Genomic DNA, 15594 nt, shown 5'->3' on the forward strand with positions numbered 1-15594 from the left:
CGATAGCGCAACGCCGCCGAAAATGCCCCATTGCAGACCTCATTTTCTTTAGCATCAGTGCCCCGAGCGGAGTTGCTGGCGGGCCTTTACTCGACCTTGACCATCTATTGAATTGTGCTACCGACGATGGCTGATGTGAGTACGCTTTCATCGGTGGAACTGGGGGTTTTGGGACCTCTCCAGGTCCGGCAGGACGGCGGGCCCGTCACTATCCCGGGCGCCAAGCCGCGCGCCATCCTCACGATGCTGGGCTTGCACAGTGGGTCGGTGGTTTCGGCTGACACGCTGATCGAGCTGCTGTGGGGCGACGATCCGCCACGCACCGCTGCCAAGGCCCTGCAGACCCACATCTCCTCGCTGCGCCGGACTCTTGGCGACGGCTTCGTCTTGACCCAGGGCGCGGGCTGGATCGTGGCCGCGGCCGCAGTCGACGCCACGCGATACAAGTTGGCGGCCAGAACGGGGCGTGAGGCCGCGGCGGGCGGTGACATCAGCCAGGCGGTGGCCCGCTTCGACGAGGCGCTCGCCCTATGGCGAGGAGTTCCCGAACTGCCCGACTGCCGACGGGGTTTGTCCGAAAAGACCCGCTGGATCGAAGGACACGCCGCGCTGGTGGAGGATCGTGCAGACGCGTTGCTCGCGACGGGTCGCGCCGCGGAAGTCATCGGCGACCTCGAGGCGGCGGTGGCTGAGGCGCCGCTGCGCGAAAGGCGTTGGGGCCAGTTGATGCTCGCGCTCTACCGTGCGGGCCGGCAGGGTGAAGCACTCGGCGCTTACCAGCGTGCGCGGGCGTTACTGGCCGACGAGTTGGGCGTCGACCCCGGGCCGGAGCTGCGTCGGCTGGAGGCCGCGATCGTCGCGCAGGATACGTCGCTGGATATCCCTGTGGCGCAGCATCTTTCGTCGGTAACGCGGGCGGTGACCTTTTTGCTCACCGACATCGAGGGATCGACCGCCGCCTGGGAAGCAGACGCCGATGCCATGGCAGCAGCCCTGGCACGCCACGACGAACTCATCGAACAGGTCGTCACGGCGCGCGCTGGACGGCTGATCAAAACACGCGGCGAGGGCGATGCGACGTTTTCGGTCTTCGAACGGCCGTCCGCGGCTGCGGCCGCTGCCATCGAGATCCAAGACGCGATCGGTCACGAGCCGTGGGCATTGCGCGAGCCGCTGCGGATCCGCGTCGCACTTCATACAGGCGAGGTGGAACTGCGCGACGGCGACTACTTCGGGCGGGCAGTCAACCGGGCCGCGCGCCTGCGGTCGTTGGCCGAAGGTGGACAGATCTTGTGCTCCGGAGCGACCGCGGAGCTCGTCATCGATTCACTGCCAGACGACGTCGACCTCACTGACTTGGGAATGCGTCAGCTGAAAAACCTCGCGCGACCGGAGCACGTATTCGAGCTGCGTTTGCAGACCGCCGACGACAGCCCGCAAGCGCCGACCAGCGATCCGCCGATGCAACGGCCGGTATTCCCGCCGGTACTGAGCGGCCCCGGGCCTTTCGTTGGGCGTGGCGACGAACTCGAACGACTCCTGTCGGCGTGGCAGGCCGCGCTCGCCGGTGGTGTGCGCACGGTGCTGATCGCCGGCGAACCCGGTGTCGGCAAGACGCGCCTGGCCGGCGAATGGTCTCAGCGGGCGTATGAGCAAGGGGCGGTCGTGCTGTACGGCCGTTGTGACGAGGACCTCGGCGCGCCCTATCAGCCATTCGCGGAAGCCCTGCGTTCACTGGTGCCGTGCATGGGCGCAAGCCGGCTGCGGGGGTTGCGCGGTGTTGAGGCGCTGCTTCCGCTGGTTCCCGGGTTGCCCGATGTGGTGCCCGATCTGGCGACGCCTGCTCGCGCGGATCCCGACACCGAGCGCTATGCGCTTTTCGATGCCGTCGTTGCGCTGTTGGACATTGCCTCCACGGGCGCGCCGATCGTGCTGATACTCGACGACCTGCACTGGGCAGCCAAGCCGACGCTGCTGCTGTTGCGGCACCTGCTGCGGTTCGGCGATCGCGCCCGCGTGCAGATCGTCGGCACTTACCGCAGCACCGACCTGGACCGCTCCCACCCGCTGGCGGCGATGCTCGCCGATTTGCACCGTGACGGCACCGCATACCGCCTCAACCTGAGTGGCCTCGACCAGGACGACGTGACCACCTATGTGGCTGAGGCCGGGTACGACGACGAGGAACTCGCCCACGCGCTGGCGTCGGTCACGGGTGGTAACCCCTTCTTCCTCATCGAGGCGTTGCGGCATGTCGATGAAAGTGGCGGCGTCTGGGATCAGAGCACGCTGCCGCAGGGGGTCCGCGAGGCGGTGAGCCGCCGGCTCTCTCGGCTTCCGGCCGAGACCAACAAAGCCCTTGCGGCCGCCGCGGTCGTCGGCAGCCGTTTTGCCGTGGATTTGGTGGAGCATGTGGTCGGCAACGATCTCATCGACGCGTTCGACGAAGCGTGCCAAGCCGGCATCGTCATCGAAGAAGCCGGCGGTCATTATCGTTTCAACCACGCCATCGTGCGGCAGTCCCTGCTGGCCGAATTGGCGTCGGTGCGGCGCATGCGCCTGCACCAGCGCATCGCCGCGACACTGGAGACCCAGCCAGGTGCCGACGACGAGCTGCTGGCCGAGTTGGCTCACCACTACTTCGAATGTGCCTGGGCGGGAAACGCTGCCAAGGCCGTCTTCTACTGCCGGCGTGCCGCGGACCAGGCCATGGCGCGACTGGCCTACGAAGGCGCCGCAGACCTGTACGACCACGCCCTGCACGCGTTGGAGGAGCTTGACGAGGAGCTGCCCGATCGCGACGACCAAGTCGCCGAACTGCTGATCGCACGCTGCGAGGCACTGCTGGCCGCGGGCGACGTGAGTTCGGCAGCGGGTGCGGTCTCCCAATTGCAAGAGGCGACAGTCGATTCGGCCCGGCTAGCGGCATGGGCGACATGCTTCGACGGTCAGCTGTCAGTACTGATCCATCCCGAACGGTTGGACGAGGTCGAGACTGCACTGGGTACAGCTGCCGAAAAGCTTGCCGCACTTGACGATGCCGCAGGCGAAGCCAATGCCCATACCGTGCGAGCAACGTGCCTGGGCCGGCTTGGGCGAATCGCCGAGTGTGAAGTCGCGCTGGACGATGCTCTGACCGCAGCGCGACGCGCACGTGAATATCGGCGGGTGAATGCGGTTTTGGCGGGCGCGCCCCTTGCGGCCCTATGGGGACCCAACCCGGTTCCGCGGGCGGGCGGGCGATGCCTTGATGTGGTCCGGCTGTTGCGCATCACGACGGACTCCCCCGCGGTCGAAGCGACGTCGACCCGATGCCAGGCCGTGCTGGAGGCATTCCGCGGCCGCGATGCGGCGGCCCGACGGATGATCGATTCGGCGCGACGCACGGTTACCGAACTGGGCCTGCGCCATGCGCTGCTGGAGGTTGAGCAGTTCGCCGGCATTGTCGAGCTGGTTGCCGACGATCCTGCCGCGGCCGAACCACATCTGCGCCAGGCTTACAACGGTTTTCGTCGCATGGGTCTGGACGCCGACACGGCCGAGACCGCCGCGCTGCTGGGTCGTACTTGTCTGGCGCTCGGCCGAGAGAACGAGGCCGACGAATTGTGTTCGGAGAGCGAGCGCCTCGCTGGGCACGCACTCAAGGCGTCGATCGCCTGGCGCACGCTGCGGGCGAAGCTGTTGTCGCGCAGAGGTGATCACGCGGAGGCTCGTCGGGCGGCCGAGGCTGCGGTCAACCTGGCCGGCCGCACCGACGCGTTGGTCGACCATGGCGATGCGTGTCTGGCTCTGGCCACGGTTTTGGACGCCGCTGGAGATGCGGCCGGGGCGCGAGCTGCCGCCGAACGAGCGGTGGGCTTGTATGAGCGCAAAGGCGCTGCGGCGCTTGCGGAGAAGGCCCGCCGCGTTGTCGGCGAGCCCAAGGCGCCACCAATTCTGCGCGAATTGCCGAGCATCGAACCGACCAACGCCTGTGTGCAAGCGGGCAGCCGATTGATCGATGCGGTCAATCGCGAGGCCTTGGACGAGGTAGTGCAGCTGTTTGCCCCGTATGTGTCCGTCGAAAGCCGCAGGAAGGTCGTCGGCTTTCCGCGAGTCCAAATCCCGTCGGACCAGTGGCCACACGAGATGCGACGTTTTCTGACGACGGGCATGGTGCGCTACCAACACGCAGCCGTCGCGGTGCGTGGTGAGCGTCTTGCTCTCACCCGCGTGGTGATTGGCACTTCAGATCGGAGTTCCGGTGCGCCGCAAGACGAGATGCTGCATGTGGCCGGCCTCGACGAGGACGGTCGAATCGCGCTGCAGGTTTGGTTCGACATCGAAGACATGGACGCGGCGGTGGCCGAACTCGATGCCAGGCACGCCCGGTTTGAGGAAGAGCAGCCGCGGCGGCTACGGCTTGAGAATGCAGCCAGCCGAGTGGACAAGCGCCTCCACGCCTACTTCGCCGGCCGCGACTGGGAAGCGGCGGCCGAGGCTCTGGCCGAGGACATGCTCTACCACGATCGTCGTCGCGTTGCGAATGCCGGTCTTCGGCATGGTCGTGACGCTGAAATCGTAAACGCCCGAGTGCTAGCCGATCTGGGAGCGCATGTGACGTCGACCGTCATTGCGACCCGCGGAGAGCGCCTGGTCCTCACGCAGGCTCGCTTCACTGGCACCGATCCAGGGCCCGAGGCCTTCCATAACGTAATGCTCTCCCTCCTCGAGATTGACTCCGACGGACGGGTGCTGAGCCGCGTCGTGTTCGACGCCGACGATTTCGATGCCGCACTAGAAGAGCTCGACGCGCGATACCTCGCCGGCGAAGCGGCCGCTTACGCACACACGTGGTCGGCTATCTCGCGGACCTACGCTGCGTTCAACCGGCGTGAACTTCCCCCGACGACGCCCGACTGGGTGAATGTCGACCATGGGCAAGGAAGATCGTTCGCCTCGGGCGACACGAACGCGTATCTCCGTGCCACGTGGGACCTTGCACCGGATATCAAGATCTACATCGAGGCTGTGGAACGACTGAGTGACATTGGCGGGGTTGTAACGCACGCTGCGCGTGGAACCTCGCGAGGAGGCTTCGACGCGGAGTGGCGAGAGACCGCCATGTTGACGGTAGACGGCGAGTTAGTCAACCGCAGCGAAGTTTTCGACGAGGCGGACTTGGAAACCGCGATCGCGAGGTTCGAACAGCTCAGCACGCCGGCGCGACAGCTGGAAAACGCGGCCAGTCAGACGTACGACCGTTTCAATGCGTACTTCGCCCACGACTGGAATGCGATGGCGAAGCTTATGGCCGACAACTTTTCGAGTGACGACCGTCGTCGGCTGGTGGGTGAAGGAGCTTTACGCGATCGAGACGCTCAGATGGCAAATATACGGGCGAGTGCTGACCTCGGGTTCACGAATGTGACATCGACCGTCATTGCCACCCGCGGACAGCGCCTGATACTCACGCGTGTTTGCTGCTCGGCCAGCGATCAAGGTCCTGAGCAGGCCCTCGTGGAGGTACTCAGCGTCGTCGAGACCAATGACGTCAATCGGATCGCCGCAATCGTCGTGTTCGACCCTGACGACATCGACGCCGCCATCGAGGAACTCGATACTCGCTACCTCGCCGGCGAAGCAGCCGACCATGCGCACACGTGGTCGGTGATCACCGAGGCGTACTGGTCTCTAAACCGGCATGAGCTACCGCCCACGACACCGGACTGGGTGAACCTCGACCACCGGCGCGGGATCGCTTTTGCCCCCGGCGATATGACCGCATATATCCGCGCCAAGTGGGACCTTGAGCAAGACGTCCGTTCCTACATCGAGGCTGTGCATCGGCTCAACAACGTCGGAGCGATTTTCACCCAAGTGCTGATCGGGACCTCACAAGAGGGCTTCGATGCAGAGTGGCGCATCGTCGAACTCATGACGGTCGAAGGCGACCGAATCAAACGCGCCGAAATCTTCGACGAGACTGAGCTCGATACCGCTCTCGCGCGGTTCGAACAGCTCAGCCAGCCGACACCGCGGCTGGAAAACGCGGCAAGCCACGCAAATGAACGGTTCCTTGCCTCCTTCGAGGCCCGCGACTGGACCGCTATGGCAGCCATACTGGCTGACCAACTTTCCAGCGACGATCGTCGGCGGGTAGTGAATGCCGGTCTCCAACAGGGCCGGGATGTCCTGATCCATAATTTCAGGGCAGCTGCCGACCTCGGGGTCACGCGCGTGACGGTCGACGCTATTGCGACCCGTGGGGAACGCCTTGTACTCACTCGTGCCCGATACTTGCGCGGCGACGAAAAACCCGAGGCCTTTCAAGTCGATCTGTTACAGATAGTCGAGAGCGACGCTGACGCGCGGATCGCGGCACTGGTCACGTTCGATCCAGACGACTTTGAGGCCGCCATTGCCGAGCTCGACGCCCGCTACCTTGCCGACGAGGCGGCCGCTCATGCGCACACATGGTCGGTCATCAGGGGTAGCTACGTCGGATTCAATCGGCGCGAGCTCTCCGCGACGACGCCAGACTGGGTAAACATCGACCACCGTGCTGGAGCAGCATTCGCTCCCGGTGACATGATCGCGTATCTCCAAGCGGCATGGGAGGATTCGCCTGACACCAAGATCTACATCGCGGCGGTGCATCAGCTCAGCGACATCGGAGCGGTCGTCACCCATGTGGCGCGCGGGATCTCACAAGAGGGCTTCGACGCCGAGTGGCGCGATATCCACCTGCTGACCGTAGAAGGCGACATGCTCAGCCGCTCCGAGCTATTCGACGAGGCCGACCTGGACACCGCGATCGAGACGTTTGGACAGCTAAGCCGGCCCACACCTCGGCTGGAAAACGCGGCAAGCCAAGCGTGCGAACGCTTTCTGGGGCACTGGTTGTCAGGCGACTGGGACGCCGTATCGCAGATACTGGCCGACGACGTTTCCCACGACGACCGCCGTCGTGTGGTGGGCGCGGGAGTCCGGCATGGTCGAGAGGCCGAGATCGCCGACCTTCGGGAATTCGACGACCTGGGCATCACGAACGTAACGGTGACCGTCATAGCCACCCGCGGCGAGCGCCTTGCCCTTATGCGTGGTCACCTCTCGTTCCGCGAACAAGGGCCCGAGGCATTCCGGATCGAAATATTCGGGATCACCGAGATCAACGCCGACGAGCGCATCGTGGCGGTCTTGATGTTCGACTCCGACGACTTCGACTCTGCCATCGAGGAACTCGACGCGCGCTACCTCGCGGGCGAAGGGGCCGCTCACGCGCACACGTGGTCCGTCATCACACGAGGTTGCGCCGCACTTAACCAGCGCGAGCCACTGCCAACGACACCGGACTGGGTCAATATCGACCACCGGCGAGGGATTGCGTTTGCTCCTGGTGACCTGACGGCCTACGTACATACCGCTTGGGATCTCTTGTCCGACGGCGGCGTCTATATTGAAACCGCTTATCGCGTAAGCGATTTCGGAGGAGTCTTTACCTGGGTCGGCTACGCGACTTCCGAGGAGGGCGTCGACGTCGAGTTCCGCGGTATCAACGTGCTCACCGTCGAAGGCGACCTCACTAACCGAATCGAGATCTTCGACGAGACAGATCTGGACGCCGCGCTCGCGAGATTCGAAGAGCTGGGCGGCCCCGCGCATCTGCTGGAAAACGCGGCAAGCCGAAGGGGCGAGCGGTATTTGGCACACATTGCGGCAGGCGAGTGGGAAGCCATGGCGGAGATGCTCGCCGAAACCTTTTCCACCGACGATCGTCGTCGGGTAGTTGGCGCGGGAATCCGACACGGCCGAGATGCCCACGTGGCGGACATGCGAGTGATCGCTGACCTGTCTAGCATGGATATGACGTCGACAGTCGTGGCAATCCGCGGCGAGCGCCTCGCCCTCTTACGTGCCAACTTCTCGGGCCGCGATTCAGAGTCCGAGGCATTTCTCACCGAGGTGCTCGTCATTGTCGAAACCGGGGTTGGCGAGCAGATCGTCGCAGTCGTCTCACTCGACCCCGATGATTTCGATACAGCCATCAAGGAACTCGATGCCCGATACCTCGCCGGCGAAGCGGCCGCTTACGCGCTCACGTGGTCGGTCATGTCGGAAGGCTTCGCCGCGACCAACCGTCACGAGCTGAGTCAGATCTCTCCCGACTGCGTCAGCATCGACCACCGTCGTGGAGCAGCGTACGGCCCGGGCGAGCTAGTCGAATACGTCCGTGCCGGATGGGAACTTGGTCAGAACATCCGAACCTACGTCGAGGTGGTGCATCGGCTGAATGAAGTCGGGGTTGTCTGCACCCATGCCGCACAGGGTATTTCGCGAGAGGGCTTCAATGCCGAGTGGCGTGGGGTTGACCTCTTGATGCTCGACGGCGACATGGTCAACCGCTGCGAGCTATTCGACGAGACAGACCTGGACGCTGCGATCGCGAGGTTCGAACAGCTCAGCCGGCCGACATCGCGGCCGGAGAACGCGGCAAGCCGCGTTGCCGAGCGCTTCTCGGCGCACTTCGTGGCAGGTGACTGGGACGCCATGGCGGAGACACTGGCGGACAACTTTTCCAGAGATGATCGCCGACGGGTCGTCGGCGCAGGAGTACGACATGGCCCAAACGCCTGGGTCACAGACGCGCGATCGACCGCCGACTTGTGGAGCGTGAACGTGACGTCGACCGCCATAGCGACTCGCGGGGAGCGTCTTGTCCTCCTTCGGGGCAGCTTCGTGCACCGGAATAAAGAACCAGAGGCATTTGTCACAGAGTTGCTCGTCATCGCCGAGATCAACGCCGACGAGCGGATCGTCGCCTTCATTTCATTCGACCTCGATGACTTCGACGCCGCCATCGAGGAACTCGATGCCCGCTACCTCAGGGGCGAGGGAGCCACCTACGCGCACACCTGGTCGCTGATCTTGGGGGCTTTCGCCGCGTTCAACAGACATGAGCTCCCCGCTGTGACGCAAGACTGGGCGAATGATGACCACCGTCGCGGGAGGGCTTTCTCGCCCGGCGACCTGATTCCATACATCCGTGCCACAGTGGATCTCACGCCCAACGTCATGGCCTACGTCGAGACCGTGCATCTGCTGAACAAGCTCGGCGCTGTCCTCACCCACGTGGTGCGTGGAACCTCGCGAGAGGGCTTCGATGCCGAGTGGCGGGAAGTCCTCCTGTTCACAATCGAAGGCGACCTGCTCGACCGCTGCGAGATATTCGACGAGGCAGACATTGAAACCGCGCTCGCGAGATTTGAAGAATTGCAGTCGCAGTCACGTCGACTGGAAAATGCGGCAAGCCGAGCGGACCAGCGTCTCATGGCGTGCGTCAGTGCCCGCGACTGGGACGCGATGGCGGCGATGCTAATTGATAGTTACTCAGTCGACGATCGTCGCCACGCCGTGAACGTCGGACTCCTAACGGGTCGCGATGTCGCGATCGCAAGCGCGCAGGAAATCGCCGGACTCGGAATCAGGATCGTGCCGTCGGGCGTTATCGCCACCCGTGGAGAACGTCTCGTGCTCAGCCGCCTCCGATGGCAGTGGTCCGGCCCAGATCAGGCGCCGGAGGGATTCCACACCGAGGTACTCAACATCGTCGAGATCAACGCCGAGGAGCGCATCGTTGCGCGTACCTGGTTCGATGTCAACGAAATCGACGCCGCCTTCGAGGAACTCGATACCCGCTACCTCGCCGGCGAAGCGGCCGCCTATTCACACTCATGGTCGGTCATCACAAGGGGTTACGCCGAGTTCAACCAGCACGAATTCTCCGCGCCCGACTGGGTGAACATCGATCATCGACGTGCACGAGCGTTCGCACCCGGTGAATTGACCGCGTACATGCACGCCACAATGGATCTCGCGCCCAACGTCACGGTCTATGTCGAGGCTGTGTATCGGCTGAGCAACCTCGGTGCTGTCGTCACCCATGTGGTGCGTGGAACCTCGCGAGAGGGCTTCGACGCCGAATGGCGGGAAGTCCTTGTGCTCACAATCGAAGGCGACGCGTTCAACCGCTGTGAGGTATTCGATGACGCAGACATCGACACCGCGATTGCTCGGTTTGACGAACTGGACTCTCAGGCACCGCGGCTGGAAAACGCGGCAAGCCGTCTGGCGGAGCGCTTCCTAGAACTCTTCAAGGCCCGCGACTGGGACGCCATGGCGGAAATGTTGGCCGACAACTATTTTAACGACGATCGTCGTCGCGTAGTGGGCGCGGGAGTTCGACACGGTCGAGCTGACCAGATCGCAAGCATGCGACTGCTGGCCGGGGCCGCGGCGAACATCACGTTAACCGTGATTGCGACCCGCGGAGAGCGCCTTGCCCTCACGCGGATGCTTTCCTCGAACAGCGACCTGCGGCACGGGGAGTTCGGCATCGAAATGCTCGGCATCGTCGAGATCGACACCGACAACAGCATCACGACGCAACTGTTGTTCGACCCCGACGACGTCCACGCCGCCTACGAGGAACTCGAGGCACGATACCTCGCCGGCGAAGCGTCTGCTTACTCGCAAGCCTGGTCGGTCATTGCGGGAACATTCTCCGGATTGAATCGGCGCGAAGTTCCACCGACGGCACCCGACTGGGTCAACGTCGACCGGCGACGAGTGACGACGACGGCGGCGGGAGACCTCGTCCCAACCCTCTGGGCCACATGGGATCTCATGCCCGACTTCGCTATTCGCCTCGAAACAGTCCATCGGCTAACCGATTTCGGCGCGGCCTTCACATATATGGCACGTGGGACTTCGGAAGACGGCGTCGAGGCCGAATGGCGCGAGATCGCGGTGTTGTCGATTGAAAACGACCGAATCACGCGCTGCGAGCTCTTCGACGAATCGGATATCGACGCCGCGCTCGCCCGGCTCCAGGAACTGCGGCCGCGGCCGCGCGTGGAAAATGCAGCAAGCCGGGCACATGACCGCTTTTTCACGTATTTCCGGGCCCGCAACTGGGCGGCGATAGCAGAGCTCTTGACCGAAGACAGTGTCATCGACGATCGCCATGACATGGTGACGACTGCCGGATTCTGGGACGGTCGCGATGCCGTGATCGCAAACCTGCAAGCCCTGGCCGAGGCGGCGCCCATATCGTGGTCGGTAGTCGCGACCCGCGCCGAGCGCCTCACACTCACACGCATCTGTTCTCCCAACCGCGATCAGCGACAAGGGGAATTCAGCATCGAGATGCTCGTCGTCGCCGAGATCGACACCGACGAGCGGATCGCGTCGCAGCTCTCGTTCGACATCGACGACATCGATGCCGCATTCGAAGAACTCGACGCTCGCTACCTAGCCGGGGAAGCCGCCGCCCACGCGCAGACCTGGTCGATCATCTCTGACGCTTTAGCCTTGCTCAACCGACGCGAAATCCCTGCGATGGCACCTGATTTCGCAGAAGTCGACCATCGCGCGCTTTCAGTTATCGGTGCTGGCGACCTGAAGGCGTTCCTCCGCGCCACATGGGACCTTCTGGTGGACACCAACATACATATCGAGGCCGTTCATCGGCTGACCGATCGCGGTGCGGTCATCAGCCATCTGGCAAAGGGTACGTCACACGATGGCCTCGACGCCGAATGGCGCATGACCGACGTTATGACGGTTGAAGGCAACCAGATCAACCGTTGCGAATTCTTCGAAGAGGCAGACGTCGACCCCGCTGTCGCGAGATTCGAGGAACTGCAACTGCAGCAGCAACGGCTCGAAAACGCAGCAAGCCAAGTATTCGAACATCTGCAGTCGCGCTTCTTGGCCCGCGACTGGCCCGCCGTCGCCGAAGTGCTCGCCGAGGACATTTGCACCGAAGATCGGCGGCGGGTGGTGAACGGCGGGATCCGGCACGGTCGAGATGCCGAGATGGAAAGTTTGCAGGGGGCCGCGAACGTTGGGACTGCGAAAGTAACGTCGGCATTCCTGGCGACTCGTGGGACGCGCCTCGTTCTCGCGAAAACCCGGCTGACGTCAAAAGATCCGCGGCCCACTGCGTTCCACGCCGAGATGCTCGGCATTGGAGAAATCAACGCCGACAATCGAGTCACGGCGGAGATCGTGTTCGACCTCGACGATATCGATGCCGCCTTTGAGGAACTCGACGCCCGCTACCTCGCCGGCGAAGCGGCCGCGCACGCGCAGACATGGTCGGTCATCGCCGGGCTGTACGCCGGGTTCAACCGGCGCGAACTCCCCGCAACAACGCCGGATTGGACCTACGTCGACCACCGACCGCTAGTGAAGATCAAGGCGAGGGAGCTGTCCGCATCCATCCAGGCTCTCTGGGAGCAAACGTCGGACATCAGCATCTACATGGAGGCCGTGCACCGGCTGAGCGATCTCGGAGCGGTCGTCACCCACACCGCGCGCGGCATTTCGCACGACGATTTCGACGCCGAGTGGCGGATGATCAACCTCTACCGGGTTGACGGCGATTCAATCAGCCACCTCGAAATGTTCGACGAGGCAGAACTCGAGGCCGCGCTGGCGAGGTTCGACGAGTTCGATCGACCTGGTTCCTCCGTCTGACAGCGTCACCGTCCGACTTATGCCCCCTCGGTGACTCGGTACACCATTGGCCACAGCGGTCACTCGCATCACCGGAGAAGAGACTTGTGTATCTTTGTCCGCCTCCGAGCGACAAATTGGCTTGCTGCGCAACGATTGTCGCTTGAAGGTGGACAAGAAGACATACACCCCGGATTCGGTGACGGATAGGACTCATGAGAAACATACGGCCGCCGGTTCTACGCACCACCAAGCTGCCCCGGCCCGACACCATCTTTGCAACAACCGAGCCAGATCTGTCGGCCACCACGACGAGGAGCAAGCCCATCGTGTCAGGCGCGACGGCAAATACGCTGTCTCGGGCTTCGCGGGTGAATCCTGGGTTTTGCCAGTGAATCCAGGGCGGACAATTCGGCCGGATCCCGCCCTGGTTTCACGCGCAAAGCCCTGGCTTCACACCGAAAGCCGTGGCTTCACGCGCAAAGCCCTCAGCTCACACTGAAAGCCCTCAGCTCACACCCGATGCAGTAGCCGACGGGCGTCACTTGCTCAGCACCGAGCTGTAATACACGGTGTCGGCGATGGACACGGAGTCGTGAGTCTGCGGGAGAGCCTCAAGACCGTTGTCGGCCAAGAGTTGACTCATCGGCGTACCGACGGACCGCCAACCCAGGCCGTCCAGATAGTCGGCGACGTCCTTGCGCTCACCCTCGAAACCTAGCTCTTCCCAATCCAATTCGAATCCGTGCTCGCGCCACTTGGCAGTGGACTTGCGCATCATCTCGCGCGCCTGCTCGGTGTCTCGCTGCGGCCTGCTCGGAATTGCTTCGACCGCAAGCCGGCTGCCCGCGGCGCTGAGCGCGGTGATGTTATCCATCAGCCGGTCCTGCGCTTCCGGCGGCAGGTATCCCAGCAATCCCTCGGCAATCCAGGCGGTCGGCCGGCTCGTGTCCAGACCGGCCTCGCGAAGTGCTGAAACCCAATCCTGGCGAAGATCGATTGCGACAGTGCGTAATTCGGCTATCGGGGCGGCGCCCATACCGGCGAGGGTGGTGGTCTTGAATGCAATCACCTGGGGCTGGTCAACCTCGAACACCGTCATATCGTCCGGCCAGGCCAACCGGTAGGCGCGGGCATCCAGACCGGAGGCCAGGATCACGGCCTGACGGATGCCGGCCTGCGTCGCATCCTGAAAGAAGGAGTCGAAAAAGCGGGTTCGGGCGGCCATCGCAGCGGGCATGTGCTCGAGCTTCCAGGTGGACTCCTCGTCGTCGACGTCAGCGGCGAGCAGGTCGCCGGCGGCCCATCGCGTGAAGAAGTCAACGCCGACGGCTCGAACCAGCGGTTCGGCGAATTGGTCGTTGATCACGGCAGGGTCGGCCTTGGTCGCGATTGCGCGCGCGGCGGCCACCATGGTCGCGGTCGCGCCCACGCTGGTCGCCAGGTCCCAGGTGTCGTTGTCTGTGCGAGGCACGCTTGTTCTCCAATGTCATGATGAGGGATATTTAGCCAGTTTAACACTTAGTCTGTTTAACAACACTCCGGCTGACATCACCATTGGTCGCGAGCGTGCGCTGTTGTACGGCGACACGCCGTAATGCGGGTACAACTATGCACGCTCGCGCCGGAGGTGCGTCCCGTCCGAAGTGCTCGAATCGGTGGCAGCGCGGGGATGCCGACAGTAAGAATGTCGCTATGCCGCGTTCGTTCGAGATCTTGGCCGAATCGCTCGCCAGCGTTGAACAACTTCATGCGGCGTTCGGCCGCGAAGACTACTGGCTGGCCTGCATCGAAGGCGGCGGCAACGCCAACAATCGCGTAACGCTGGATTCGCTGACCGTCGACGACGACGGAACGGTGTCGGTGCGCTCCACCCAGCACGTGGGTAGGCAGCTACTGCCCGGCCCGGTTTTGAAATTGCTTCCCGGGGACCTGAAAATCGTGAACTGCGAGACATGGAAACCGGTCGGTGACGGCCGGGTACACGGGCAGTCCAGCATCTCGGCGCCCGTGGGATCGGGCGAAGCTGAAGTGTGGTTGAGCCCAACGAGCAACGGTTCGCGCCTGCGCTACGCCGTCAAAGTGGAAGTGAAGATCCCGTTAGTGGGCGGCAAGTTTGAAAAGGCCATCGGAGCAAGTTTGACCAAGAGCATCCCTGCAGGGTTGCAATTCGCCGAGGCGTGGATCGCAGAACATGCGTGACGTTGTCTTCGAGCCGTCTAGCGGCCGGCCGGCTAGCGCGTAACGGTGTGCGGTGACCGAACTGGCACCACAACTCCAACCGCTGTATCTGCTGGCGGACAGCCAGCTGCTGTTCTGGAAGCGACAGGACCGACTGCTGCTCGAGGCGGCCCTCGATGGATTGGCTCCGAACACACCGCTGAGCGCGGCCTACATTGGTGCCTCCAACAGCGATCGCCGGGAGTTCTACGAGATCTTCGAGGCGGCGGTCGACGAGGTCGGAATCGCCGAGCGCCGCATGATCGATTCGTCGTTCGGACCGGATGACCGGACCTTCCTGAGTCGCGCCGACCTGATCGTCCTCGCGGGCGGCGACGTGCAGCTCGGCTGGAACACGTTCGAGAGAACCGGCATGAAAGATGTGATCCTTGGCCGGTACGCCCGAGGAGCAATTCTGGTGGGTGTGTCAGCTGGCGCAGTTCAGCTGGGACGCTACGCGGTTGTCGAGGCACCCGAGTCCCCGGTGACCGGGCTGCTCGATCTGTTCAAGCTGGTCCCCTTCGTGATCGACACGCACGACGAGAAAAACGAGTGGGCGCGGCTGTCGGCCACCATTCATTCGCTCGAAGGAGCCGCCACCGGCCTTGGAATCCCCGCCGGTGGCGGAGCCCTGGTGCACCCGGATGCCACGGTCGAGCCGCTGCGGCGTCCCGTGCACGAAATTCGCTTCGACGGCACTCGCGTCACGCACTCACTTTTGTACGCCGAAGAGGTCGATTGACCGGTTCTGCGGGCACTTGGCTCGCTCAGCGAAGGGCTCCCGGCCGGTTACCAGTGGGTCTGCTGTGACATGACCGATAAACCTGATTTTTCGGCCACCACGGTGACGATTCTCACAGTACGCTTAGGTGC

Annotated in this window: 4 protein-coding genes; 3 read left to right on the plus strand and 1 reads right to left on the minus strand. The window is 63.5% G+C overall.

From position 1 onward, the window contains the following. Positions 1-243 precede the first annotated feature (243 nt). Positions 244-12522 carry a BTAD domain-containing putative transcriptional regulator gene (locus A5791_RS18530; RefSeq protein ID WP_231995956.1) on the plus strand — a complete coding sequence of 4093 codons (12279 nt, stop codon included), beginning with the start codon at positions 244-246 and terminating at the stop codon, positions 12520-12522. A gap of 520 nt (positions 12523-13042) precedes the next feature. Here A5791_RS18530 and A5791_RS18535 read toward each other — a convergent pair. Further along, positions 13043-13975 carry an SAM-dependent methyltransferase gene (locus A5791_RS18535; RefSeq protein ID WP_067239955.1) on the minus strand — a complete coding sequence of 311 codons (933 nt, stop codon included), beginning with the start codon at positions 13973-13975 and terminating at the stop codon, positions 13043-13045. Positions 13976-14196: 221 nt separating this feature from the next. Here A5791_RS18535 and A5791_RS18540 point away from each other — a divergent pair, with 221 nt between their 5' ends. Next, the gene (locus tag A5791_RS18540) at positions 14197-14703 is read left to right on the plus strand and encodes a DUF2505 domain-containing protein (RefSeq protein WP_067239957.1); all 507 of its coding nucleotides are present in this window, start codon (positions 14197-14199) and stop codon (positions 14701-14703) included. 52 nt (positions 14704-14755) lie between these two features. Next, complete coding sequence (locus A5791_RS18545) at positions 14756-15463, plus strand: Type 1 glutamine amidotransferase-like domain-containing protein (RefSeq protein WP_082967007.1); 708 nt, start codon at positions 14756-14758, stop codon at positions 15461-15463. Positions 15464-15594: the final 131 nt, after the last annotated feature.

This window comes from Mycobacterium sp. 852002-51163_SCH5372311 (assembly GCF_001667115.1).
Lineage (GTDB): Bacteria > Actinomycetota > Actinomycetes > Mycobacteriales > Mycobacteriaceae > Mycobacterium.